Below are 23,521 nucleotides of genomic sequence, written 5' to 3'. Positions count from 1 at the left end.
CACTCCTCACTGGGGCGCTGCTGGGTGGGCAGCACGGGTGCACGGATGGGGGGCAGTGAAAGTGACCCGACGGTAACCGCCACGCATTACCCGTGGTAACCGGTCGGTAAGTTACGTGCGGGTAACGATTGAGGGGCTGATGGCGCCGTTCAGGAGGCCGACGACCTCGGCGAAGTCCGCGCGGGCCTCCTCGTACCGCTGGGCGGCCACGAGGAACATGGCGCGATCGGTCAGGGCGTCGGCGAGCGCCTCAGGGGAGGCCGAGACGTCGCGAGCGGACGGTCCCGGCTCGCCGCGGGCGCGCCCGGCGAGCGCCACACCCTCGTCGAAGACGGGGCGGAGCTCCTCCTCGAACCGCCAGTGGTGCGCGTTCTGGCGCACGGCGACCCGCCGGGCGAGGCGCCGGTGCGCCGTCCACGCCCCGGCCGGGCGCCCCGCCCCGGCCAGCGCCGCGACCTCCGCCTCAAGGGCCGGGATCCCGGCGAGGTAGGGCGTCCTCGTGTCGGGGGACCACTGGAGGAACTCGGCGCCGAAGGGCGGCACCGGCGCCTCACGGGTGCCGACGGGCTCCGCCCTCCGGCCCGAGAGGGTGAACAGGGTGACCCACCGGCCGAGGGCGTCGCTCCGGCTCCCGGGGTCGACCGCCTCCGCGAGGCGGGAGAGCGTCAGAAGGGCCTCCTGGCGATCCGCCCCCGCCTCCTCGCGGCGACCGCAGGCCTCGAACATCCGGGAACGGTGGACGAGTTCCCCCACCAGGGCGGCCGGCGGCGTTCCCTCCGTCCCCGCCTCCCGCCGGGTCGTGTCCACCAGTCCGGTGAAGGCCGCGAGGGCCTCGCCGTGCCGCCCGGCCGCCTCCAGCTCCGCCGCCCATTCGACCGTGTCCCGGAAGTCGGCCCGGTGCCCGCGGGACGCGGCCCTCCGGCCGAGGGCGTCCGCGGCCTCCGCGTGGCGCCCCTCCTCGGCGAGCACGGCCGACAGGCGGCCCTGCCCGCTCACGGGACCCGTCACCCCGCCCCGCTCGAAGCCGAGCCGCCCCGCCTCGGCCATCTCCTCGCACACGGCGAGCGCCTCGGCCCGCCGCCCCGTGAGGAGGAGCGTGCGCTGGTACGCGTCCAGCGCCGCGCAGAGGACCTCGGTCCTCCCCGGTTCGTCGGCGTCGACGCGCCGGGCGGCCCCCGCCGCCTCGGCGTGCAGGGCGAGGCGCCCCTCCAGGCCCCCGTCCCCGGCCCGGTACCCGAAGGAGACCAACGCCCTTGCCAGCTTCGGCAGATACGTCGTCGGCCCCACCGTCACCAGCACCCGGTACGCCCAGACCTCCTGCGACAGGTTCGGTCCGCCGGATCCGAGCAGCATCGTCCGTGCCCGCAGCACCGCATCATGATCGACGTTCTCGGAGTGATTCATGACGGCGATTCTGGGATCCGGAGGAGGGGCCGGACAAGGCTGCTGAAGTGTGCGATCAGTCCTACGAAAACCGCCTCTGACCTGTCATGATGGATACGTCATCACCCCTGACGGGAGGTGCGGTGGAAGATTCGAGCGGCGTACCCGACGTCTTCGACCCACGGATCTACGCGACCGGGATCCCGCACGACCGCTTCCGTGCGCTGCGTGATCGCGCCCCCGTCGTCCGGCAGGACGAGCCCGAGACCCTGGGGTGGCCTGCCGGTCCGGGTTTCTGGGCGGTCACCCGGCATGCCGATGTCGTCCGGGTGCTGAAGGACTCCGGCACGTATTCGTCCTGCCTCGGCGCCACCCAGATCCGGGACCCCGACCCCGCCGACCTGCCGTTCATCCGGCGCATGATGCTCAATCAGGACCCGCCAGGACACGGCCGGTTGAGGCGGCTGGTCAGCCGGGCCTTCACCCCGGGGCGGATCGAGCGCTTCGGTGCCACCGCGCGCGAGCGGGCCCGGCAGCTGCTCGCGGAGACGATCGAGGCGGCCGAAGGGGCCGGTGGCGAGGTCGACCTCGTCCGGGCCGTCACCGACGACTACGCCCTGCTCAACCTCACCGATCTGCTCGGAGTGCCCCCGGGCGACCGGGGGCTGCTGCACACCTGGACCGAGCGGGTCATCGCCTATCAGGACCCCGACGAGCCGCCCGTCCTCGACGAGCGGGGGCGACCGGTCAACCCGCGCTCACCCGCGATGCTGGCCGAGATGTTCGGCTACGCCCAGGAGCTCGCCGCGTTCAAGCGCGCACACCCCGCCGACGACATCATGAGTGTGCTCGCGGCCTCCGAACTCGCCGACGCCGAACTGGAGATGTTCTTCTTCCTGCTGACCGTCGCCGGAAACGACACCGTCCGCAGCGCCGCCCCCGGCGGACTCCTCGCCCTCGCCGATCACCCCGACGAGCAGCGGAGATGGTGGAAGGGGGAGGTGGCGGCGGACACGACGGTCGACGAACTGCTGCGCGTGCACCCGCCCGTGCTCTCGTTCCGGCGCACGGCTGCCCGTGACACCGAGCTCGCCGGGCAGGAGATCCGGCGCGGCGACAAGGTCGTCGTCTTCCACGCCTCCGCCAACCACGACGAGCGGGTCTTCCCCGACCCGCACCGCCTGGACCTCGGCCGGACCCCGAACCCGCACGTCTCCTTCGGCGACGGCCCGCACGTCTGCCTCGGCGCCCACTTCGCCCGGCTTCAGCTCCGGGTGCTCCACGAAGAGGTACGCGACGCCTGCGGCGGCCTGGAACTCGCGGGACCGCCGCGGCGCCTCGTCTCCAACTTCATCAACGGCGTCAAGTCGCTGCCGGTTCGACTGCGGGCGCCGTCCGCGCCGCACGCGTGACATCGGCCACCAGCTCCACCACATCGGGGCCGTACGCCTGCGAGTTGACCACCTTCAGGAGCAGCACGAAGGAACCGGACCTGTGGCGGCGCGCCAACTCCTCGTGATGGCGGGCGAGATAGCGGGTCGCCGCCTGATTGGTGATGGCGCGCTGCCCGCAGAAGAGGAACACCGGCCGGCCGGCCTCACCGGCGGTCAGCCGGGCGAGGATCACATACTCGGAGACCCCCTCCTCCGAGGGGTAGCGCTCCCCGCCGACCAGGAACGACCCCCGGTCCGGGCTCGGCTCGACCTCGACGTTCACCTCGACGCCCGGGAGCAGGGTCGCCAGATGGGCCGCCATCCGCCGGTTCGAATAGGGGCCGCCGACGCAGAACTCCGTCCGGTCGCCGAACCCCTGGTGGCTCTGATCGTGCGAGAGGATCCGTGCCTGGGCCCCGCAGTCCTTGATCAGCGCGGACAGTTCGAGCAGCGCGAACACGTCGAACCGGTGGACCGAGCGGTCGCCGCCCGACTCCCTGTTCACCACGAGCAGGCACTCCGAGTTCCCCGGCAGGCCGAAGAAGTCCTGCTTGCGGCGGAGCTTCCGCCGCCAGAGGTACGTGCGGCCCAGCCAGCCGAGGGACGCGCTGAGCCCCGTCGCGAGCACCCCGAGCGCGATGTTGCGCAGGTCTTCGTTCATGGGCGCGCATGGTAGCGGGGAAACGGCCTCCTGTTCGAGGCGGTCCTGACGGGAGGGGCCGGGGGAAGTTACGCTGCGCGGACGGTCATTGACTGGAGGTAGGGAATGCGTCGCTCCACCGCTGGGAAGGTCTCCGTACTCGCCGTCGCGGCGACGGTGCTCTCGATGGGTGCCGCCGCTCCGCCCCCGGCCCCGGCGACCGCCCCGCCACCTCAGGTCAAGGAACCCGTCGCCGTCGGGTACGGCGGCGCCGTCGCCAGTGTCGACGCCGACGCCTCGGCCGCCGGAGTCGAGGTCCTCCGCAAGGGCGGCAACGCGGTGGACGCCGCCGTCGCCGTCGCGGCCGCCCTCGGGGTCACCGAGCCCTACTCGGCGGGCATCGGGGGCGGTGGCTACTTCGTGTACTACGACGCGAAGAGCCGCACCGTGCACACCGTCGACGGGCGCGAGACCGCGCCCCGCTCCGCCGACGCGAACCTGTTCGTGGAGAACGGCGCTCCCATCCCCTTCGAGGAGGGCATGACCAGCGGCCTCGGCGTCGGCACCCCCGGCACCCCGGCGACCTGGGAGACCGCGCTCGACGCCTGGGGGAGCAAGCGCCTCGGCACCCTGCTCGAACCCGCCGAGCGGCTGGCCCGCGAGGGCTTCACCGTCGACCCCACCTTCCGGGCCCAGACCGCGGCCAACGAGGCACGGTTCCGCGACTTCCCCGCCACCTCCCAACTCTTTCTGCCCGACGGGCAGTTGCCGGTGGTCGGCGCGGTCTTCAAGAACCCCGACCTGGCCCGTACGTACAAGACGCTCGGCCGTCAGGGCGTCGGCGCGCTCTACCGGGGGCCGCTCGCCCGGGACATCGTGAACACCGTCCGCACGCCCCCGGTCCGCGAGGGCGCCACCCGTAAGGTCCGGGCCGGCGACCTCACGGAACGGGACCTCGCCGCGTACCGCACCGAGTTCCGCCGGCCCACGAAGGTCTCGTACCGGGGACTCGACGTCTACGGCATGGCCCCCTCCTCCTCCGGCGGTACGAGCGTCGGTGAGGCGCTCAACATCCTGGAGGGCACCGACCTGGCCGGCGCCTCCCGGACCCGCTACCTCCACCGTTTCATCGAGGCCAGCCGGATCGCCTTCGCCGACCGCGGCCGCTGGGTCGGCGACCCGGCCTTCGAGTCCGTGCCGACGCGCGGTCTGCTCTCCCAGCGGTACGCCGACTCGCGCGGCTGCCTGATCCGCGACGGCGCCGTCCTCACCAGTCCCCTCCCGCCCGGCGACCCGAGCAGCCCGGTGCCGTGCGCGAGCGGCGGCACGGCGGCCCCCACCACCTTCGAGGGCGAGAACACGACCCACCTCACGGTGTCCGACAAGTGGGGCAACGTCGTCGCCTACACGCTCACCATCGAATCCACCGGCGGCAGCGGGATCACCGTGCCCGGCCGGGGCTTCCTGCTCAACAACGAACTGACCGACTTCTCCTTCGCCCCGGCGAACCCGGCCGTGCACGACCCGAACCTGCCCGGTCCCGGCAAGCGGCCGCGGTCCTCGATCTCCCCGACGATCGTCCTCGACGGCCATGACCGGCCGGTCCTCGCGCTCGGCTCCCCGGGTGGGGCGACCATCATCACGACGGTCCTGCAGACCCTCACGGGGGTCGTCGACCGGGGGCTGCCGCTCGTCGACGCGATCGCCGCGCCGCGGGCCAGCCAGCGCAACCAGACGACCACCGAACTCGAACCCGGTCTGTGGAACAGCCCCGTCAGGGCGGAGCTCGAGGCGATCGGGCACGGATTCCGGCAGAACCCCGAGATCGGCGCGGCGACAGGCGTCCAGCGGCTGCCGGACGGCCGCTGGGTGGCGGCCGCGGAGACGGTCCGCAGGGGCGGCGGGTCGGCGATGGTGGTCCGGCCGGCGGGGAGGTAGCCGGCCCTCGGCACCCCTACAGCGCCGTCAGCACGCGCGGGCCCTCGTCGGTGATCGCCACCGTGTGCTCCGCGTGCGACGCGCGCGAGCCGTCGAGGGTCCGGATCGTCCAGCCGTCGCGCGCGGTGTAGTGGTCGTCCGTACCGCCCCCGATGAGCATCGGCTCGATCGCGAGCACCATCCCGTGCCGCAGCTTCATGCCCCGGCCCGGGCGTCCCTCGTTGGGGACGCCCGGGTCCTCGTGCATCGTGCGGCCGATGCCGTGACCGCCGAAGCCGTCCGGGACGCCGTATCCGGCGGCGCGGCAGACCCGCCCGACGGCGTGCGCGATGTCACCGATCCGGTTGCCGACGACGGCGGCCGCGATGCCCGCCTCCAGGGCCTCCTCCGCCGCGGCGATCAGCCGGGCGTCCTCCGGCCCGGCCGGTCCGACCGTGAAGCTGACGGCCGCGTCGCCCGCCCAGCCTCCGAGCAGCGCCCCGCAGTCCGCGGAGACGAGGTCCCCCGGTGCCAGCAGGGTCCCGTCCGGGATGCCGTGGACGATGGCGTCGTTCACGGAGACGCAGACGACCGCCGGGAAGGGCACGGGTGCCCACTCCGGGTGGTAGTCCAGGAAGGGCGAGCCGGCGCCCGCCGCGGCCAGGACCTCCCGCGCGGCCCGGTCGAGCTCGGTCAGCGGGACGCCGGGCGCGGCCTTCTCCCGTACGGCCTGGAGGGCGCGGGCCACCACCCGCCCCGTCTCACGCATAGCGGCCAGGTTCTCGTTCGTCTTGATCTCCACCATTCCAATTACTATACCGGTATTAGAATGGCCGCATGGTGCGCACACCCCTGACCCCCGAAGAGCGCGAGCGCGGCGAGCGCCTCGGCCTGTTCCTGCGCGCGGCGCGCGGCGACCGGTCCATGGTCGAGATCGCCGCCGCCGCCGGCCTGTCCGCCGAAACCCTCCGCAAGATCGAGACCGGCCGGGCCCCGACCCCGGCGTTCTTCACCGTCGCGGCCCTCGCGGGGGTCCTCGGCCTCTCCATGGACGAGCTGGTCGTCCGGTGCGCGCCGGTGCCCGTCTGACGGCCCGGGGGCGGACTCCGGAGCGGGAAATCGGTGGCACACCGGGCCGCCACGCACGATCATGCCCAGCATGAGCGACGAACCCGCACGATGGACCACCGCGACCGTCTACCCGGACATGTGGGCGGACCCGGACGAGGACCCCCGCAACAACAACGGGGGTTCCAGTCCGGAGGGCGAGGCCGCGACGCTGCGGGACTCCCTGAGGGACTACCGCCTGACCCTGCGGATGAAGTGCGAGGGGCTGGACGCGGAGCAGCTGGCCCGCCGGTCCGTCCCGCCGTCGACCATGTCGCTGCTCGGCCTCGTGCGGCACCTCGCCGAGGTGGAGCGGGACTGGCGCAACTGGATCACCGACGCCGAACCGCTGCCGAAGCTGTACGGCGGGAAGGACGCGGACTTCCACGGGGCCGTCGCCGAACAGGCCGTGGTCGAGGCCGCGTTCGCCGATCTGGAGCGCGAGCAGGCGGCGCTCGACGCCGAGCTGGCCGAGCACCCGGACCTCGGCGCGCGCGTCGGGAAGGACAAGATCGCGATCCGTGAGCTGATGGTGCACCGGATCGACGAGTACGCCCGCCACTGCGGACACGCCGACCTGCTGCGGGAGTGTGTCGACGGCCGCGTGGGCCAGTAGCGCGCGGCCCCGGCCCGGTCGGCAGGACGATCCTCTAGACCGACACCGCCAGCTGGACGCGACTGTGGCGCGGGTGCTCGATCTCGTCGAGGAGCGCCCGGGCCAGGTCCGCGTGCGCGATCCGGCCGGGACCGTCGATCACCGTGCCCACGGCCGTCCGGTAGCCACCGGTCACCTCGGCCTCCGCGTTCAGGTCCTGCGGCGGCACGACCATCAGCCAGTCGAGCTCCGGCCCCGCCTCGGCGGTCAGCAGCGCGAACTCGGCCACGTGCCCCTGCGAGAACAGGCGCCACTGCTCAGGGAACCCGGGCGCGTCCATGACCCGCACCCCCGGCTCCGCCTCCAGGGTGGTGGCGATCCCCAGGGTCAACAGCCTTCGCACACCCGCCTCTTCGAGGCCCGCGATCAGTGCCCCCGCCGCCGCCGTGAAGTACTCCTCCGAGGAGACGTCGAGACGGGCCGACGCGTTCACGGCCGCGTCATGGCCGGCCGCCAGGGCGGCCACCGAGGCCGGGTCGGTGACTCCGGCCGCGCCCAGCCCATCAGGGTCGGCGGCAAGTGGACCGCCGTGGTGCTCCGCTGCCTGGAGGACGGCCTGCCGCGCCGCTTCTCCGAGCTGCGTGTGCCGCTGCACTGGATCACCCTCAAGGTGCTCACCGAGACCCTGCGCGCCATGGAGCGGGACGGCTTCCTCACCCGCACCGCGTACGACGAGAACCCGCCGCGCGTCGAATACGCCCTGACCTCCCTGGGCCGCTCGCTGATCGACCCGCTCGCACGCTTCCGATCCGACCCCGGCATAGGCTCCCGGCCATGATGCCCGAAGAGCTGCGGCGCGGCCGCTACGTCAGCCTGACCACCTACCGGAAGAACGGCACGGGGGTCGCCACGCCCGTCTGGTACGCGGTCGACGGCGCCGAGCTGTACGTCTGGACCCGTAGCGACTCCTGGAAGGTCAAGCGTCTGCGGAACGACCCGAGGGTCGAGGTCGCCGTCTGCGACCTGCGCGGGAACATCGCCGAGGGCACTGAGCGCTTCACCGGCGAGGGCCGGCTGGTGGAGGGGGAGGGGCTGCGCCGGATCCGGAAGCTGCTCTCGCGCAAGTACACCTGGCAGTACTGGCTGACCGACGTGCCGGCCATGATCGTCCGGCTCGGGAAGCGCCCGCACACCGGGATCGTCGTGCGACTCGGATGAATTGGCCGGTGAGGCACGCGCAGGAAAACGGTCCGTAGTCGTCCCGTAACACGACTGCGGTCGAATACCCCCGCGGACCGGAAGGTTCCAGTCGACCGCGGGGCAGGTGCGTAGCGCATGACGGTGTATCAACTTCCGTTGGAAGTCTCCACGTTCACGCGGTGGCTGGTGGAGCTCGCGGGCCTGGTCCCACCGGGCGGCGGTTGGTACGGAGTCTTCGCCGAGCGCGACCCGGAGGGGCTGCGCGCCTGCTTCGACGGGACGGAGATCCTCCCCTGGGACATCGTCGAGTCCCTGCTCCAGGACGCGGGGGAGACGGCCGGCGGGCCGCTCGCCCTCCGGGGCAGGACGCTGTACGCGGCAGCCGCCGGCGCCCACGACCGCCGCCCCGGTGGAGCGGCGTCGCTCGTCGAACGCAGGGACCGGATGGAGCACGAACGCCGCTCCGCCGAGTCCCGCGCCCACGAACTGCTCGACCGGCTCCGCGCCGCACCGGCCCCGGACCCCGCGGAGACCGCCCGCCTGGAACACGACCTGGCCTGGACCCGGGACGACCACGCCCGGGCGGTCGCGAGGGTGGTGGACCTGACGGCGCGGCTCGCGGGGCTGGCGGCGCCCCGGTCCCGCCTGCCGCACGGCTCCCCGTCCGACCTGCCGCACGGCTCCCCGTCCGACCCGCCGCACGGCCCCCCGGCCGAGCCCGCTTCCCGTCCCGCCGAGGTCAAGCGCCGGCCCCGTGGCGCGCGGTACGCGTGGCTGGACGGCGGCGACGGGGAGCAGGGGCCCGTGGCCGCGCCCGTGCCCCTCTCTCCGACCGGGGGAGCGGCGGCGCCCCGCGGGGCCCGGTTCGGTGGTGCCGCCCCCTCCGACAGGGGATCGGTCACCCCCGCCCTCCCCGAGGCCGAGTCCGCCGAGACCGCCCGCGCCGCCGCCAACGCCGTCTACGCGCTGCAGCGTCTCCGTGCCCAGGGGCGTACCGGCGAGGCCCATGCCCTGCTCTGCGAGGCGCTCAACGGCCCGCCCGCCCGGCTGCCCGCCCTCGCCGGGGAGCTGCACCGGGCCGGCCTCGGCGCCGACTGGTCGATCCTGCTCTGGGAGGCGGCCTCGCTGGCGCCGGGGCGGCTGGCCGCCGTCGCCGGTGTGCTCGCCGACGCGGGCCGGGCCGCCGACTGCGAGCAGCTCCTCCGCCAGGGTGTGTCGCGCCCCGTCGGGGAGCTCGCCGGAGCGTGTGCCGCCCTGCGCGCCGAAGGCCATCACCGCGAGGCCCGGTCGCTGCTCACCGCGTTCGTCCGGGTCCGCGCCCCCGAGGACGCGGCCCGCCTCGCGGCCGAGGACCCGCGCGGGCTCGCTCCTCGCCTTCTCGAAGCCGCCCGTTCGGTCTCGGCGGCCCGCGAGCGCGACCTGCTGCACGCCTTCCGCGTGGCCGGTCTCGCGGGTTCCTGACCGGCGCGGCCGGGCTCCGGGGAGGGGCGGGACACCCACCCGTCGGAGGGTGCCATCCCGTACGTGTCAGGCATGCCCGTACGTGTCGGTACGTGTCCGACGTGGACCACTCGGGTATGAAACATGATCGACCCCGCCGCATCACGGCGGCGGTCTTGCTCCGAGGTGTGACGGGGCTTACGTTCTCCTCCTACGCATCGCGTCTACGTGCGTAGAGGCTCTCTGACGCCGTGCCGAAGGAGCAGCTCATGACCGACGTCGTACGCGCCGCGCTCGTCCAGGCGACCTGGACCGGCGACACCGAATCCATGATCGCCAAACACGAGGAGTACGCCCGGGAGGCGGCCCGGCAGGGTGCCAAGGTGATCGGCTTCCAGGAGGTGTTCAACGCCCCCTACTTCTGCCAGGTCCAGGAACCCGAGCACTACCGCTGGGCCGAACCCGTCCCCGACGGCCCCACCGTCAGCCGGATGCGGGAGCTGGCCCGGGAGACCGGCATGGTGATCGTGGTCCCCGTCTTCGAGGTCGAGAGCGAGGGCTTCTACTACAACACCGCCGCCGTGATCGACGCCGACGGCAGCTACCTCGGCAAGTACCGCAAGCATCACATCCCGCAGGTCAAGGGATTCTGGGAGAAGTACTACTTCCGCCCGGGCAACGCCGGCTGGCCGGTCTTCGACACCGCCGTCGGACGGGTCGGGGTCTACATCTGCTACGACCGGCACTTCCCCGAGGGCTGGCGCCAACTCGGCCTCAACGGAGCCCAGTTGGTCTACAACCCCTCGGCCACCCACCGCGGCCTCTCCTCCTATCTCTGGCAGCTGGAACAGCCCGCCGCGGCCGTCGCCAACGAGTACTTCGTCGCCGCCATCAACCGCGTCGGCGTCGAGGAGTACGGCGACAACGACTTCTACGGCACGAGCTACTTCGTCGACCCCCGCGGCCGGTTCGTCGGCGACGTCGCCTCCGACAAGACGGAGGAACTCCTGATCCGCGACCTCGACTTCGGCCTCATCGAGGAGGTCCGCCAGCAGTGGGCCTTCTACCGGGACCGGCGCCCCGACGCGTACGACGGGCTGGTGCAGCCGTGAACGACCTCTACGACCGCCACCGCGCCGTCATCCCCGACTGGGTCGCCCTCTACTACCGGGACCCCATCGAGATCACCCACGGCGAGGGCCGTCACGTCTGGGACGCCGAGGGGCGCAGGTACCTCGACTTCTTCGGCGGCATCCTCACCACCATGACCGCCCACGCCCTGCCCGAGGTCACCAAGGCCGTGGCCGACCAGGCCGGCCGGATCATCCACTCCTCCACCCTCTACCTCAACCGTCCGATGGTGGAGCTCGCCGAGCGGATCGCCGGTCTCTCCGGCATCCCCGACGCCCGCGTCTTCTTCACCACCTCCGGCACCGAGGCCAACGACACGGCGCTCCTCCTCGCGACCGCGTACCGCCGGTCGAACCAGATCCTGGCCATGCGGAACAGCTACCACGGCCGTTCCTTCTCCACCGTCGGCATCACCGGCAACCGCGCCTGGTCGCCCACCGGCCTCTCCCCGCTGCAGACCCTGTACGTGCACGGTGGCGTCCGCACCCGGGGCCCCTACGCCGAGTTCACCGACGAGCGGTTCACCGAGGCCTGCGTCGCCGACCTCGAAGACCTCCTCGGCCACACCCGGAACGTCGCCGCGCTCATCGCCGAACCCGTGCAGGGCGTCGGCGGCTTCACCTCCCCGCCCGACGGCCTGTACGCCGCCTTCCGCCGCGTCCTCGACCGGCACGGCATCCTGTGGATCTCCGACGAGGTGCAGACCGGCTGGGGCCGTACCGGCGACAACTTCTGGGGCTGGCAGGCGCACGGCCAGGCCGGACCGCCCGACATCCTCACCTTCGCCAAGGGCATCGGCAACGGCATGTCCGTCGGCGGCGTCGTCGCCCGCGCCGACATCATGAACTGCCTGGACGCCAACTCCATCTCCACCTTCGGCGGTTCGCCGGTCACGATGGCCGCGGGCCTCGCCAACCTCTCGTACCTCCTGGAGCACGACCTCCAGGGCAACGCCCGCCGCGTCGGCGGCCTGCTCATCGAACGGATCAGGGCCGCCTGCGCCGGAGTGGCGGCGGTACGGGAGGTCCGCGGCCGCGGTCTGATGATCGGGATCGAACTCACCGATCCGGGCACCGACCGGGCGGATCCGGACGCGGCCGGCGCCGTCCTGGAGGCCGCCAGGGAACACGGCCTGCTGATCGGCAAGGGCGGCGGCCACAACACGAGCACGCTGCGCATCGCCCCGCCGCTCTCGCTCACCGTCGCCGAGGCCGAGGAGGGCGCGGCGATGCTCGAAGCGGCCCTGCGCGCGCTGTAGTCACATCGTCCCGCCGTATCGAGCAGGGAGAGTCCCCGTGAGCACCCGTACCGTCATCCGGGGCGGCCTCGTCGTCACCGCCGCCGACGAACTCCACGCCGACGTGCTGATCGAGGACGGCCGCGTGGTCGCCCTCGCGGCCCACGGCTCCGATGCGGCGGCCGCCTGGACCGCCGACCGGACCGTCGACGCCACCGACCGCTACGTGCTGCCCGGCGGCGTCGACGCCCACACCCACATGGAGCTGCCCTTCGGCGGCACCGCCGCCTCCGACACCTTCGAGACCGGCACCCGCGCCGCCGCCTGGGGCGGCACCACCACCATCGTCGACTTCGCCGTCCAGACCGTCGGCCGGAGCCTGCGCGAAGGGCTCGACGCCTGGTACGCCAAGGCCGACGGCAACTGCGCGATCGACTACGCCTTCCACATGATCCTCTCCGACGTCAACGCGCACACGCTCAAGGAGATGGACCGGCTCGTCCAGGAGGGCATCACCTCCTTCAAGCTCTTCATGGCCTACCCCGGCGTCTTCTACAGCGACGACGGCAAGATCCTGCGCGCCATGCAGCGCTCCGCCGACAACGGCGGGCTGATCATGATGCACGCCGAGAACGGCATCGCCATCGACGTCCTCGTCGAGCAGGCCCTGGCCCGCGGCGAGACCGATCCCCGCTACCACGGGGAGGTGCGCAAGGCCCTCCTGGAGGCCGAGGCCACCCACCGGGCGATCCAGCTCGCCCGGGTCGCGGGGGCTCCGCTGTACGTCGTGCACGTCTCGGCGGAGGAGGCCGTCGCCGAGATCGCCACCGCCCGCGACAAGGGACTGCCCGTCTTCGGCGAGACCTGCCCCCAGTACCTCTTCCTCTCCACCGACAACCTCGCGGAGGCGGGCTTCGAGGGCGCGAAGTACGTGTGCAGCACCCCGCTCCGGCCGAAGGAGCAGCAGGCGGCGCTCTGGCGCGGACTGCGCACCAACGACCTCCAGGTGGTCTCCACCGACCACTGCCCGTTCTGCTTCACCGGCCAGAAGGACCTCGGGGTCGGCGACTTCTCCAAGATCCCCAACGGACTTCCCGGGGTGGAGAACCGCATGGACCTCCTCCACCAGGCCGTCGTCGACGGGCACATCTCGCGCCGCCGCTGGATCGAGATCGCCTGCGCGTCCCCGGCCCGGATGTTCGGGCTCTACCCGCAGAAGGGCACGATCGCCCCCGGCGCCGACGCCGACATCGTGATCTACGACCCGCACGCCGTCCAGACCCTGTCGGCGGACACCCACCACATGAACGTCGACTACTCCGCGTACGAGGGGAAGCGGGTCACCGGCCAGGTCGAGACGGTCCTCTCGCGCGGCGAACTCGTCATCGACCAGCGCAAGTACGTCGGTCACGCCGGGCACGGCACCTTCACCCCCAGGTCCACCAGCCAGTACCTGAACTGACCGAGCCGCACCGAACCGAGCCGCACCGAACGAACCAGGAGGTCCCGCGTGGACTTCGGACTTGTCCTGCAGACCGATCCGCCCGCCTCGCAGGTCGTCGGGCTGATGCGCCGGGCGGAGCGCAACGGCTTCCGCTACGGCTGGACCTTCGACTCCGCCGTGCTGTGGCAGGAACCCTTCGTCATCTACAGCCAGATCCTGGAGCACACGACGAAGCTGCACGTCGGCCCCATGGTCACCAACCCCGGGACCAGGACCTGGGAGGTCACCGCCTCCACCTTCGCGACCCTGAACGACATGTTCGGCAACCGGACCGTCTGCGGCATCGGCCGCGGTGACTCCGCGATGCGCGTCGCCGGGCGCAGGCCGAACACCCTGGCCCGGCTCGGCGAGGCCATCGACGTCATCCGTGACCTGGCGGAGGGCCGCGAGGCGGAGGTCGACGGCAGCCCGGTCCGCATCCCCTGGATCAAGAACGGCAAGCTGCCGGTGTGGATGGCCGCGTACGGCCCCAAGGCCCTCGCCCTCGCGGGACAGAAGGCCGACGGCTTCATCCTCCAGCTCGCCGACCCGTATCTGACGGAGTGGATGGTGAAGGCGGTCCGCGCCGCCGCCGAGGAGGCCGGCCGCGACCCGGCCGCGGTCAAGATCTGCGTCGCCGCCCCCGCGTACGTCGGCGACGACCTGGCGCACGCCCGCGACCAGTGCCGCTGGTTCGGCGGCATGGTCGGCAACCACGTCGCCGACCTCGTCTCCCGCTACGGCGAGCACTCCGACATGGTCCCCGAGGCCCTGACCGCGTACATCAAGGACCGGCAGGGCTACGACTACAGTCACCACGGCCGCGCCGACAACCCCGACACCGCGTTCGTCCCCGACGAGATCGTGGACCGCTTCTGCCTCCTCGGCCCGGCCGAGGCCCATATCGAGAAGCTGCGGGCCCTGCGCGAGCTTGGCGTGGACCAGTTCGCGGTGTACGCGATGCACGACGCGAGGGAGTCGACCATCGACGCGTACGGCTCCGGGATCATTCCGGTGTTCAGCGGCTGAACGCGGTCCGGGTGCCGGTGGACCGGCGGAGCGGTACGGGCGGACCGGGTGCCGGTGGACCGGCCGCCGCGTCGGCGATGGATACGATCGGCCGATGAACGCCACCGTCCTGCTCAAGGCCCCTGCCACGTCGACCGCTTCCGCCCTTCTTCTACGGCCCTGGTGCGTCGACGACGTCGCGGAGCTGGTCGAGACGTACCGGGATCCCGAGCTGCGCCACCGGGTGGGTGTGCCGATGGAGAGCGAGGCCGACGGGCTGGCGTGGGTGGAGGCCCAGGAGGAGGGCCGGGTGGCGGGTACGCGGTTCTGCTTCGTCGTCCTCGAGGAGCCCTTCGGCACGGAGCCGCGTCGGCTCGCGGGCAGCGTGGTGCTCAAGGAGGTCGCGCCCGGCAAGCCGGCCGCCGAGGTCGGCTACTGGACGGCGGCCCGGGCCCGTGGGCGCGGTGTCGCGCCCCGGGCCCTGGAAACCCTCACCGCCTGGGCGTTCGACACCTTCGGGGGCGACGGACTGGAACGCCTCGAACTCCTCCACCAGGCCGACAACACGGCCTCCTGCCGCGTGGCGGAGAAGTGCGGCTACGCGTTCGACGGGATCCTGCCGGCATCGCCTCCCGCGTTCCCGCTGGACGGCCATCTCCACGTACGGGGCCGGTCGTAGCCGTTCCACGGACGGCGACGTGCCGCGCGGGCCTACCCGCGTCGCGCGCCGAGTGGCAGAATCGAACCCCAACTCCTTGGCCACAAGTGGTCCTTGACAGACCACGATGGAGCCGATCCGGCATGGCACCCCTCGCCCCTCCCCGGGCGACACCTCGTTCCGTCCTCCCCGTCGAACGAAGGGTTCCTCCGTATGACCGCGACCATCCCCTCGGGAAGACCTTCCGGACCCGCCGCCGACGGCCGGGTCGAACTCGCCCCCGGCACCGCCCCCACCGACCCCCGCTTCGTCAACGAGGACCTGCTCCCCGTCCCCGTCGCCCAACGGCGCTGGACCACCTACAACTTCGCCGCCCTCTGGGTCGGCATGGCCCACAACATCCCCTCGTGGCTGCTCGCCTCCGGTCTGATCGCCCTCGGCATGGACTGGAAACAGGCCGTCCTCACCATCGGCCTCGCCAACGTCGTCGTCCTGCTGCCGATGCTGCTCACCGGGCACGCCGGACCCAAGTACGGCATCCCCTTCCCCGTCCTCGCCCGCGCCTCCTTCGGGCTGCGCGGCGCGAACCTGCCCGCCCTCGTCCGGGCCGGGGTCGCGTGCGCCTGGTTCGGCATCCAGACCTGGATCGGCGGCCAGGGCGTCTTCGTCCTGCTCGACAAGGTCTTCGGCGGCGGCTGGGCCGACGCGTCGAGGATCGGCGGCCAGCCGTGGACGCTCTGGCTCTGCTTCCTTCTCTTCTGGGCCCTCGAACTCGCCGTCATCTACCGGGGGATGGAGGCCCTGCGCCGCTTCGAGAACTGGGCCGCGCCCTTCGTCATCGTCGGCGCGCTCGTCCTCCTCGGCTGGGTCGCGGCCGAGGCGGGAGGTCTCGGACCGCTCCTCGACCAGCCGTCGAAGCTCGGCTGGGGCGCCGACTTCTGGCCGGTGTTCTTCCCCGCCCTCATGGGCATGATCGCCTTCTGGGCGACGCTCAGCCTGAACATCCCCGACTTCACCCGCTTCGGCGCCGGCCAGCGCGCCCAGGTATGGGGACAGACCCTCGGCCTCCCCACCACCATGACCCTGTTCGCGCTGCTGTCGGTGCTCGTCACCTCGGGATCGCAGGCCGTGTACGGGGCGCCCGTCTGGGACCCGGTGGCGCTCGCCGCCAAGACCGACAACGTCTTCGGACTGCTCTTCGCCCTGGTGACCGTCCTTGTCGCCACCCTGTCGGTGAACATCGCCGCGAACGTCGTCTCGCCCGCGTACGACCTCGCCAACCTCGCCCCGAAGCTGGTGAACTTCCGCAGGGGCGCGCTGATCACCGGGGTCGTCGGCGTCCTCGTCATGCCGTGGAAGCTGACCGCCACCCCCGAGCTGTACATCTTCACCTGGCTCGGTCTCGTCGGCGGTCTCCTCGGCACGGTCGCCGGCATCCTCATCGCCGACTACTGGCTCGTCCGCCGCACCGTCCTCGACCTCGAAGGGCTCTACCGGGCCGACGGCCCCTACTGGTACCGGGGCGGGTGGAACCCGGCGGCCGTGCTCGCCTTCGCGGTCGGCGGCGTCCTCGCCGTCGGCGGCTCCCACTCCGCCCCGGGCACCGGGCCCTTCCCCGAGGACGGGCTCATCCCCTTCCTCAAGCCCCTCGCCGACTACGGCTGGGCCGTCGGTCTCGCCGCCTCGCTGCTGCTCCACACGGCCCTCATGAGACGCGGGGGAGCCTCCCGGTCGTCCGCTCGATCCAGCTGAGATAGGAGCGCACCCGGGTGTTCACGGCGGGGGTGTCGGTGGCGCACTCCCTGCCGTAGGACACCAGACCGACCACGTACGGCCGTCCCCGGACCGTGCGGACCAGCGGCCCGCCGGAGTCGTACTGGCAGGTGTCGCGCCCGGGGGCGTAGGTGCAGATCTGGGTGGGGGCGACCTGTGCCATGCCCCGGCGCGCGCAGACCGAGTTGCTCATGGTGGCGAGGGCCACGGTCCGCAGGACGTCGGAGGTGTGCCCGCCGAACGAGGTGGTGCCCCAGCCCGGCACCTCGACCTGGGTGTCGTCGGGGCCGGCCTGGACGGACGGGCCGGGCAGCCCGACCGGACGCACGTCGCGGTTGAGGGCGACCGGCTCGGCGAGCTCGACGAGGGCGATGTCGTTCAGCTGGGTGTCCGGGTCGTACTCCGGGTGCGGGACGAACCGCGCGGGTGCCGCGAGCACCGCGTGCGGGCTGTCGGAGCCGGTCGTCAGGTCGTGGTCGCCGAGCAGCACCCCGACCCGGGTGGGACTGCTGTACGAGCCGGTCAGGCAGTGGGCGGCGGTGAGGACGTACCGGTTGCCGATCAGCGCCCCGCCGCACATCACCCGTCGCTCGACGACGTCCACGAGTCCCGCCATGAAGGGGTACTGGTGGGGCCGGGCCTCCTTCCCGCCGACCACCGCCTGCGCGGGCGGCGCGATGCCGAGGGGGCTCACCGTGAGCACCGCGCCCGCGACCGCCGCCATGAGCCTTCTCGCCCGTCCCACCTGATCTCCGTACCGTCGGCGCCGTGTTCCCGGGGCCGGGAGAGTGCGGAGACGTTTCCTCAGAACCGCCCGGCCCATACGGGCATCAACGAACCGGGCGGGTCGCGGTCACCCTCCTGGGGCCGTGTGAGGGAAGGGAAGCAGGGGCCAGGTGTTCGACAGGCGCATGGCGGCCTCCGTGACCGCCGGGTCCGCGGAGCGCTCGGCCACCCCCATGAGGAACGCGTGCGCCGCGGCCTCGTACAACTCCGTCGTCGCTCGCTGACGGGCCCTGGTCGCCTCCGCGCGCAGCTCGCTGTCCTCGGTGGCCGAGGACTCCACCGCCCGTGCCCGCTGGGCCGCGGCGACGGCGGCCTCCCGGGACCGCTCCAGCCGTGCGCCCCGCTCCAGATGGGAGCGGTAGGAGTCGAGGTACGGGTGTTCCCGCAGCAGCCCCAGCAGCAGACCGATGCCGCCGGACAGCACCAACAGGGCCACGAACATCCACGTCACGGTGGTCTTTTCGAGGTGCAGGCTCTCTATCAGCGTCGGCTGCGCGTCCCCCAGTCCGGCCACGTCGCCGTACTCCGCGGGGACCTCCTGCGGCGCGCGGTGCCGGAAGACCAGCTTGGACCGCAGATGGCCCAGGGCCCAGGTGGAGAAGCCCCACACGCCGATCAGCGTGAGCGCGGGCAGATTGGCCCATTTCATCGAGCCGGTGCCGGACCCACCGCGCAGGGCGCGGCCGGCGAGGTGCGGCACGACGACCATGACGATCGCCGCCGAGACCGCGAGGGTGCCCGACAGCGTGTCCGACTCGGCGTTGCCGGACCCGTGGAAGGGCTGGAACGCGATCCAGTAGATCGGCACCTCCACCGCCGCGATGACCAGCAGCAGGCTCCACACCATCCACCGGGGCAGGCCGGGACGGCCGGGCAGCCCCTCCCACTCGGTGGCGTCCGCCTGGGCACGCGCGGCGTGGGCCCCCGCCGCCGGGGGCCGGTCCGGCTCCCGGCGGAGCGCGGGACCGGTCGGGCCGGCGGACGCCGGATCCCGGTCCAGGCTCTGGTAGTCCTCGTCGTCGTCCGGCAGCCGGGACGGCGTCGCACCGGGAGCGCCCGGCCCGTCGCCGTCGGCCCAGGCGTCGTCCCCGTCCCGGGAAGGGCGGCCGGAGGCGTCGGTGCCGTGGACGTCCCCGGGCTGGCCGGTGAGGGCGTCCGCCCTTCCGTCCGTCCGAGATCCCTCGTGCCCGTGCCCGTCCGCCCCCTCGTCGAGGTACAGATCGCCGAACCGCGCACGCAGCCAGCGTTCCTCCACCCGCTCCCGCACACCGTCCCGGAACCGCTCCCAGCGCACGGACCGGGCGGCGAGCCGGTCCAGCTGGCGTCGGTTGGTGTCCAGCCACCGACGATTCTCGGCCAGCCGGTCCTCCAGCCGCCGGACGTCCGTCTCCGCTGCGGCGGCTTCCCGGGCGGCCCGGTTGCCCCGGGCGCGCACCAGGGCCTCGTCCCGCAGGGCCTCCTCGGACGTCCGGGCGTGCAGGAGGTCGCGCACGGAGGCCAGTTCGGCGAAGTAGGGCACGCGGTCCCCGCTGCCCAGGACCCAGGGGTCCAGGACGCGGGCCTTGGCCACCTTGCGCCCCCGGCGGTGGGCGGTGCGGCGCACGCGCTCCTCGCGCCGGCTCTCGGTGGCGAGCGGTACCCGGCGTTCCCCTGCCGGGTCCGCGGTGCGGCGGGTGCCTCCCGCCGTGGCACCGGTGCCACGCCGGAAAGGCAGCGGGAACCGGGCGCGCCGGGGCGTCCGTCCGGGGTCAGCGCCGGTATGCGTCGTGGACACGGGCCTTGCCCCTCCTCACCATGAGCTCCGTCCAGAAGGCGTCGAACGGCTCGAACGCGCTGGGCTTGGCCTGGCGGCTCATGCCGTAGCCCACCGGGTAGACGTCCATGCCGGAGAGCGGCGGTACCCCGCGGGAGTCGATCAGCTTGTCGATGGACTTCCTGCGGGCCTCGGGGGTGGCGATGGACTTGCCGGTGAGCGAGAACTCGGGGTCGAACTGCTCGAAGTCGCTGACCACGAGCAGGGCCTTGCGCCCCTCGCCCGAGGGCAGCGCCTCGGCGGCGCGCGCGATGCCGCCGAGGACGTCGGAGCCGCCGTTGGTGTTGTGCGCGCAGGTGAGCATCGTGTGGGCACCCGCCACGGCCAGGACCCTGGCGTTCTGGCGGATCGCCTCCACGTCGTCGGTGCTCTCGGACGGCGGGTCGAGGTCCACGTCGCTGACGTGGCACGGGGAGGCCTTGGAGGAGGCGGTGATCGGCGCATAGGCCAGCGAGCCGCAGTGCTGGTCCTTCATGAACGGCACGATGGTCGCGTTGAGTTTGGCCTTCGCGTCGAACCCCTTGTTCGCGGAGCCGGAGCCCGAGCCGTCCACGACGACCGCACAGACGGTGTCGAGGGCCTCGGGCTTGTCGCCGGTGACGCAGCCGGCCGTGGCGAGCAGGGCGACGGCCAGCGGCAGGGCGGTGAGCGGCCCGGCGAGCCGCCGGACGCGCAGGGGTCGCGGATGTGCGCGGCGGTACCTCATCGGATGTCCCTCCCGTGGTGGTCGGCGGTCCCGGGAGACCGCTCCGCGCCGGCGGCGGCCCGGCCCCGGCGCTCCTGGGTGTCGAGGATCTCCAGCGCCCGGGCGACGGCGGGCGTGCGGGCCCGGTCGCGTGAGGTCCGCGCCGAGCCGCCTTCGACGAGCAGCCAGGCGTCGACGTCGTCCCAGGTGGCATCGAGCGTGACGCGCCCGGGCAGCCAGTGCTCGGGCCGGACGGTGAACGGCGGGTAGGCCGGGGGAGTCCGCTCCGGACCGGGTGCCGCGGACGTCCCCGGCGTCGGGGCCGACGCGGCCCGGGTCCCCGGTGTCCCGGTCGGGTCCGTCTGCGGGGCCCACGCCTCCGGCGTTCCGCTTCCGGGCGGCCAGGCCTCCGGCGAGAGCCCGTTCCGCTGCCGCGCGCGCCGGGCCTCCACCGCCTGCCGGTACTCCTCGGCCCGGGCGGACTGGACGGCCAGCCAGACCGCGTCCCAGTAACAGGCCAGCCGCTGGTTGGCCTCGTGGGTGAGCGCGGAGGCCCGCGCGCGGCACACCTCGGCGTCGGCCCGCCAGGCGCCGACCGTCGCACCGTAGCGAGCGAGCGCGGCCGGCGAGGGCACGGCCCGCACGTCGTACTGGGTCACCACGCGCACCGACTCCGCGTGGATGCCGATGATCGCCCGCCGCTCGTCCCGCAGCAGGCGGGAGCGCAGCTGCCCCACCGCGCGCAGCGCGCCCGCCCGGGTCTCCATCACGAACGGCGTCACGATGTCCGGGAGGTCCGGAAGCACTCCGGCCTCCGGCGGCGGAAGCAGCAGCGGGCGCAGACCGGGGGCGTCGCGCCGGCCGCGCCTGCGGGCCCGGAGCGCGGTCACCCGCCCGAGCCGGGCCCGGCGCGCGGGTCCCCTGATCTGGTCCGTGGCGATCATGATGACGGATTCCCCCTTCTCCGCTGCCCTCGTTCCAGATGAGGACGGTAGCCGAAGGAAAGCAGAAAGGACCCCGTAATTCGAGGGGTTCCCGGCTTCCCGCAGTCACTTCTCGAAGCCGTCCGGCCGACGCCCGGAAAACGACCGGAACATTCTCCGTAAGTGTTTGCGGCGTGAGGTCAATTGAGTTGATACTCGATTCCGGTCCATCGGGGGAGGGCATGATGCGCATCAGGATCAGCGGGACGCATTTCCCGCTGGAGACGCTCGGCCCGGGCCGCCGTCTCGGTGTGTGGTTCCAGGGCTGTCCGCTGGCCTGTGCCGGCTGCATGTCCCGGCACACCTGGGCGGCGGAGGGTGGCCGGGAATCGTCGGTCGGCGCACTGCTCGACCTGTGGCGGGACGCGCTGGACGAGGGTGCGCGGGGACTGACGGTCAGTGGTGGGGAACCGCTCGAACAGGCACCGGCCCTGGAGGAGTTCCTGGCGGGGGCGGCCGAACTGCGGGAGGCGGCGGAGGGCGCGGGGGCGAGCGGGGTACGGCCCGGACGGCGTGCCGACTTCCTCGTCTACACCGGGTACGAGCAGGACGAGTGGGATCCGGACCGGCTGCGGGCCCTGCGGCACGCGGACGCGGTGGTCGCGGGGCGGTTCCGGGTCGCCGAGCCCACCACGCTGGTCTGGCGCGGTTCGGCGAACCAGCGGCTGCTGCCGCGCACCGCGCTGGGCCGGGACCGCTACGCACCCCACCTGGACCGGCGGGCGACGGGCCCGACGGTCCAGGTGGTGGTGGAGGCGGGGCGGAATCCCGGCGAGGCTCCGGCCGCCCATCTCCTGGGCGTACCGGCACGGAATGAACTGGCTTTCTACGAGAGGTGGTTGGGGGATCGTGGGCTGCGACTCAGGGAGCGGAGCTGGCGTCCGTGAGGAGCCGGGCCAGCTCGGGGTCGCGGGTCACGAAGTGCACCGTCCAGTCGGGGTGCCGGCTCAACTCCTCCTGAACGGCCCAGCGCAGCCAGCGGGCGGCCTTGACGGGAGGAAGGCCGCCCTGGCCGGAGCCGAGCAGCGGGAAGCAGAGGGACGTCAGGGGCGGGTCGTACGCGTCCCGTTCCGCGTTCGCCAGGGCGAAGACGGCGGCGACGGCCTCGGCCAGCGTCTGGGGGGCGACGTGATAGCCGGCGCCGTCGGCGTCGGGCAGGGCGACGGCCGCGTGGTAGACACGGCGCACCCCGCGCTCGGCGAGGGCGCCGGAGGAGGTGGGGACGACGGTCCCGGGCCGTACGGGCAGTCCGGTGCGGCCGTTGGAGCGCATCCAGTCGGCGAGTTCCCGGGCGAGTACGTCGTCCGTGATCTCGCCGCCGGTGTTGCGTATGGCGGCGGCCCTGCGCAGAGCGCCCGAGACGGTCGGGCGGAAGGTCTTCGACATCTCCATGTGCGTGTTCTCCGAGGACACGATGATGTCGATGTCCCGCAGCAACTCCACGGAGGAGAAGTGCACGGTGATACGGCGCAGGGTCGCCGGCGGCAGCGCCGGTCCGCCCGCGCGACGGGGCGGATCGGGCAGCGCGTCGGGCGCCTCGCGGCGCACCGGGGCGGCCGTGGCCGTACGGGCCAGCGCGAGGGCGGCGCCCGCGAGTTCGGCGATGACCTCCTGTTCCTGCCCCCTGCGGAAGCGTTCGGGGGTGACTCCGTACACGGCGGCGGCGGCCTTGCGGCGCTCCGGCGCCGGGGTGCCGCGCCGGCCGGGGAACAGACCGAAGGTGTGCGCCGCGGCCCGGCCCAGCGGATCGGCCCGCCGGTCGTCCGCCGCCCCGCCCGGCGCGGCGGACTCACCGGGCGGAGCGGGGGCCGCGGCGAGCCGTCGTACGGCGGCCTCCAGCAGCGCCTCGATGCCGGCGGCCTCGTCGGTGCCGTCGAGCGCGTACCCGGCGGCCCGCGCGACCTGTCCCAGGGCCTCGGGCCGGATGCGCCTGAGGCCGGCGAGGCCGGGTCGGCGCAGGGCGTGCAGCTCCTCGGCCAGGCGGGCGTGGGACGGCAGTTCGGCCTCGGCCGGATCCGCGGTGGACCGCTGCTCCGGCGCGGACGGGGGAATCTGCTGGGTCATGGCCGACACGATAATCCCGGCCGTGGGATTCCGGGGCCGAGCGGTGGGAAAACCGGCCGGAATGATCTTTTCCAATTGTGTACGGACCTTCGCACGAAAGGGATATCCGCGTCCCCGCCCCCGGGGGCGGATGTCGTGAATGCTCCCGAAAACGCCGTCCCTTTCTTCGCCCTTCCGTTCGACAG

General features: G+C 73.0%; 23 protein-coding genes. 14 read left to right on the top strand and 9 right to left on the bottom strand.

Features of this window, described 5'->3' with window-relative positions:
* Window positions 1-111: 111 nt before the first annotated feature.
* Complete coding sequence (locus tag ACH4MY_RS03810; protein WP_397996986.1) at window positions 112-1,404, bottom strand: hypothetical protein; 1,293 nt, start codon at window positions 1,402-1,404, stop codon at window positions 112-114.
* Window positions 1,405-1,493: 89 nt separating this feature from the next.
* Between ACH4MY_RS03810 and ACH4MY_RS03805 the strand changes: the two genes are divergently transcribed.
* Window positions 1,494-2,795, top strand: coding sequence for a cytochrome P450 (locus tag ACH4MY_RS03805; protein ID WP_397996983.1), 1,302 nt, complete (start codon window positions 1,494-1,496; stop codon window positions 2,793-2,795).
* Here ACH4MY_RS03805 and ACH4MY_RS03800 read toward each other — a convergent pair.
* Complete coding sequence (locus tag ACH4MY_RS03800; protein ID WP_397996981.1) at window positions 2,746-3,477, bottom strand: hypothetical protein; 732 nt, start codon at window positions 3,475-3,477, stop codon at window positions 2,746-2,748. The two genes, ACH4MY_RS03805 and ACH4MY_RS03800, sit on opposite strands and share 50 nt — an antisense overlap.
* 105 nt (window positions 3,478-3,582) lie before the next feature.
* Between ACH4MY_RS03800 and ggt the strand changes: the two genes are divergently transcribed.
* The gene (gene ggt, locus ACH4MY_RS03795; RefSeq protein WP_397996978.1) at window positions 3,583-5,394 is read left to right on the top strand and encodes a gamma-glutamyltransferase; all 1,812 of its coding nucleotides are present in this window, start codon (window positions 3,583-3,585) and stop codon (window positions 5,392-5,394) included.
* Window positions 5,395-5,410: 16 nt separating this feature from the next.
* On the opposite strand, the gene map is transcribed toward ggt, so the two are convergent.
* Window positions 5,411-6,178, bottom strand: a complete 768-nt coding sequence (gene map, locus ACH4MY_RS03790; RefSeq protein ID WP_397996975.1) for a type I methionyl aminopeptidase — start codon at window positions 6,176-6,178, stop codon at window positions 5,411-5,413.
* 32 nt (window positions 6,179-6,210) lie between these two features.
* Here map and ACH4MY_RS03785 point away from each other — a divergent pair, with 32 nt between their 5' ends.
* On the top strand, window positions 6,211-6,462 hold the full coding sequence (locus tag ACH4MY_RS03785) for a helix-turn-helix domain-containing protein (protein ID WP_397996972.1): 252 nt from the start codon (window positions 6,211-6,213) through the stop codon (window positions 6,460-6,462).
* A gap of 61 nt (window positions 6,463-6,523) precedes the next feature.
* A complete protein-coding gene (locus ACH4MY_RS03780) occupies window positions 6,524-7,096 on the top strand; it encodes a DinB family protein (protein ID WP_397996970.1) in 573 nt (190 codons plus the stop codon).
* Window positions 7,097-7,130: 34 nt separating this feature from the next.
* Here the strand turns inward: ACH4MY_RS03780 and ACH4MY_RS03775 are convergent, their stop codons facing one another.
* Entirely contained in the window at window positions 7,131-7,568 is a 438-nt protein-coding gene (locus ACH4MY_RS03775) for an NAD(P)-dependent oxidoreductase (protein WP_397996967.1), read from the bottom strand.
* 9 nt (window positions 7,569-7,577) lie between these two features.
* Between ACH4MY_RS03775 and ACH4MY_RS03770 the strand changes: the two genes are divergently transcribed.
* The 9 genes from ACH4MY_RS03770 (at window position 7,578) to ACH4MY_RS03730 (ending at window position 16,984) form a co-directional block, all read left to right on the top strand.
* Window positions 7,578-7,913, top strand: coding sequence for a winged helix-turn-helix transcriptional regulator (locus ACH4MY_RS03770; protein ID WP_397996964.1), 336 nt, complete (start codon window positions 7,578-7,580; stop codon window positions 7,911-7,913).
* Complete coding sequence (locus tag ACH4MY_RS03765) at window positions 7,910-8,293, top strand: PPOX class F420-dependent oxidoreductase (protein ID WP_397996962.1); 384 nt, start codon at window positions 7,910-7,912, stop codon at window positions 8,291-8,293. The genes ACH4MY_RS03770 and ACH4MY_RS03765 overlap by 4 nt, the downstream gene beginning before the upstream one ends.
* A 138-nt stretch (window positions 8,294-8,431) precedes the next feature.
* Window positions 8,432-9,736, top strand: a complete 1,305-nt coding sequence (locus ACH4MY_RS03760) for a UL36 very large tegument protein (protein ID WP_397996960.1) — start codon at window positions 8,432-8,434, stop codon at window positions 9,734-9,736.
* A 248-nt stretch (window positions 9,737-9,984) separates the two neighbouring features.
* Window positions 9,985-10,827 carry a nitrilase-related carbon-nitrogen hydrolase gene (locus ACH4MY_RS03755; protein ID WP_397996957.1) on the top strand — a complete coding sequence of 281 codons (843 nt, stop codon included), beginning with the start codon at window positions 9,985-9,987 and terminating at the stop codon, window positions 10,825-10,827.
* Entirely contained in the window at window positions 10,824-12,104 is a 1,281-nt protein-coding gene (locus tag ACH4MY_RS03750; RefSeq protein ID WP_397996956.1) for an aspartate aminotransferase family protein, read from the top strand. Before ACH4MY_RS03755 ends, ACH4MY_RS03750 begins: the two co-directional genes overlap by 4 nt.
* Window positions 12,105-12,141: 37 nt before the next feature.
* Window positions 12,142-13,545, top strand: coding sequence for a dihydropyrimidinase (hydA, locus tag ACH4MY_RS03745; protein ID WP_397996953.1), 1,404 nt, complete (start codon window positions 12,142-12,144; stop codon window positions 13,543-13,545).
* A 48-nt stretch (window positions 13,546-13,593) separates the two neighbouring features.
* Window positions 13,594-14,595, top strand: coding sequence for a TIGR03842 family LLM class F420-dependent oxidoreductase (locus tag ACH4MY_RS03740; RefSeq protein ID WP_397996951.1), 1,002 nt, complete (start codon window positions 13,594-13,596; stop codon window positions 14,593-14,595).
* 94 nt (window positions 14,596-14,689) lie between these two features.
* Window positions 14,690-15,253 (top strand): GNAT family N-acetyltransferase, encoded by a 564-nt coding sequence (locus ACH4MY_RS03735; RefSeq protein ID WP_397996948.1) that lies wholly within the window; start codon window positions 14,690-14,692, stop codon window positions 15,251-15,253.
* A gap of 192 nt (window positions 15,254-15,445) precedes the next feature.
* Window positions 15,446-16,984, top strand: a complete 1,539-nt coding sequence (locus ACH4MY_RS03730) for an NCS1 family nucleobase:cation symporter-1 (protein WP_397996947.1) — start codon at window positions 15,446-15,448, stop codon at window positions 16,982-16,984.
* On the opposite strand, the gene ACH4MY_RS03725 is transcribed toward ACH4MY_RS03730, so the two are convergent.
* The 4 genes from ACH4MY_RS03725 to ACH4MY_RS03710 form a co-directional block, all read right to left on the bottom strand.
* A complete protein-coding gene (locus tag ACH4MY_RS03725; protein WP_397996944.1) occupies window positions 16,938-17,750 on the bottom strand; it encodes a serine protease in 813 nt (270 codons plus the stop codon). The two genes, ACH4MY_RS03730 and ACH4MY_RS03725, sit on opposite strands and share 47 nt — an antisense overlap.
* Before the next feature lie 108 nt (window positions 17,751-17,858).
* Window positions 17,859-19,565, bottom strand: coding sequence for a hypothetical protein (locus ACH4MY_RS03720; protein WP_397996941.1), 1,707 nt, complete (start codon window positions 19,563-19,565; stop codon window positions 17,859-17,861).
* Entirely contained in the window at window positions 19,540-20,310 is a 771-nt protein-coding gene (locus ACH4MY_RS03715; RefSeq protein WP_397996938.1) for a hypothetical protein, read from the bottom strand. The genes ACH4MY_RS03720 and ACH4MY_RS03715 overlap by 26 nt, the downstream gene beginning before the upstream one ends.
* Window positions 20,307-21,233: a hypothetical protein gene (locus ACH4MY_RS03710; protein ID WP_397996935.1), complete on the bottom strand. Its 927-nt coding sequence runs from the start codon at window positions 21,231-21,233 to the stop codon at window positions 20,307-20,309. The genes ACH4MY_RS03715 and ACH4MY_RS03710 overlap by 4 nt, the downstream gene beginning before the upstream one ends.
* A gap of 224 nt (window positions 21,234-21,457) precedes the next feature.
* Between ACH4MY_RS03710 and ACH4MY_RS03705 the strand changes: the two genes are divergently transcribed.
* Window positions 21,458-22,159 (top strand): 4Fe-4S single cluster domain-containing protein, encoded by a 702-nt coding sequence (locus tag ACH4MY_RS03705; RefSeq protein ID WP_397996933.1) that lies wholly within the window; start codon window positions 21,458-21,460, stop codon window positions 22,157-22,159.
* Here the strand turns inward: ACH4MY_RS03705 and ACH4MY_RS03700 are convergent.
* Entirely contained in the window at window positions 22,134-23,336 is a 1,203-nt protein-coding gene (locus ACH4MY_RS03700; protein ID WP_397996930.1) for a macro domain-containing protein, read from the bottom strand. The genes ACH4MY_RS03705 and ACH4MY_RS03700 overlap by 26 nt on opposite strands.
* Window positions 23,337-23,521 lie beyond the last annotated feature (185 nt).

The sequence above is a fragment of the Streptomyces sp. NPDC017246 genome, assembly GCF_044331325.1.
Taxonomy (GTDB): domain Bacteria; phylum Actinomycetota; class Actinomycetes; order Streptomycetales; family Streptomycetaceae; genus Streptomyces.
This window is presented reverse-complemented; position numbering and strand designations above follow the sequence as displayed.

Coding starts and splice junctions, on each gene's coding strand:
- ACH4MY_RS03785 (WP_397996972.1), top strand. CDS start 6,211: ATGGTGCGCACACCCCTGACCCCCGAAGAGCGCGAGCGCGGCGAGCGC.
- ACH4MY_RS03700 (WP_397996930.1), bottom strand. CDS start 23,336: ATGACCCAGCAGATTCCCCCGTCCGCGCCGGAGCAGCGGTCCACCGCG.
- ACH4MY_RS03765 (WP_397996962.1), top strand. CDS start 7,910: ATGATGCCCGAAGAGCTGCGGCGCGGCCGCTACGTCAGCCTGACCACC.
- ACH4MY_RS03755 (WP_397996957.1), top strand. CDS start 9,985: ATGACCGACGTCGTACGCGCCGCGCTCGTCCAGGCGACCTGGACCGGC.
- ACH4MY_RS03710 (WP_397996935.1), bottom strand. CDS start 21,233: ATGATCGCCACGGACCAGATCAGGGGACCCGCGCGCCGGGCCCGGCTC.
- ACH4MY_RS03780 (WP_397996970.1), top strand. CDS start 6,524: ATGCCCAGCATGAGCGACGAACCCGCACGATGGACCACCGCGACCGTC.
- ACH4MY_RS03770 (WP_397996964.1), top strand. CDS start 7,578: ATGGCCGGCCGCCAGGGCGGCCACCGAGGCCGGGTCGGTGACTCCGGC.
- ggt (WP_397996978.1), top strand. CDS start 3,583: ATGCGTCGCTCCACCGCTGGGAAGGTCTCCGTACTCGCCGTCGCGGCG.
- ACH4MY_RS03805 (WP_397996983.1), top strand. CDS start 1,494: ATGGATACGTCATCACCCCTGACGGGAGGTGCGGTGGAAGATTCGAGC.
- ACH4MY_RS03800 (WP_397996981.1), bottom strand. CDS start 3,477: ATGAACGAAGACCTGCGCAACATCGCGCTCGGGGTGCTCGCGACGGGG.
- ACH4MY_RS03810 (WP_397996986.1), bottom strand. CDS start 1,404: ATGAATCACTCCGAGAACGTCGATCATGATGCGGTGCTGCGGGCACGG.
- ACH4MY_RS03730 (WP_397996947.1), top strand. CDS start 15,446: ATGACCGCGACCATCCCCTCGGGAAGACCTTCCGGACCCGCCGCCGAC.
- map (WP_397996975.1), bottom strand. CDS start 6,178: ATGGTGGAGATCAAGACGAACGAGAACCTGGCCGCTATGCGTGAGACG.
- ACH4MY_RS03705 (WP_397996933.1), top strand. CDS start 21,458: ATGCGCATCAGGATCAGCGGGACGCATTTCCCGCTGGAGACGCTCGGC.
- ACH4MY_RS03735 (WP_397996948.1), top strand. CDS start 14,690: ATGAACGCCACCGTCCTGCTCAAGGCCCCTGCCACGTCGACCGCTTCC.
- ACH4MY_RS03715 (WP_397996938.1), bottom strand. CDS start 20,310: ATGAGGTACCGCCGCGCACATCCGCGACCCCTGCGCGTCCGGCGGCTC.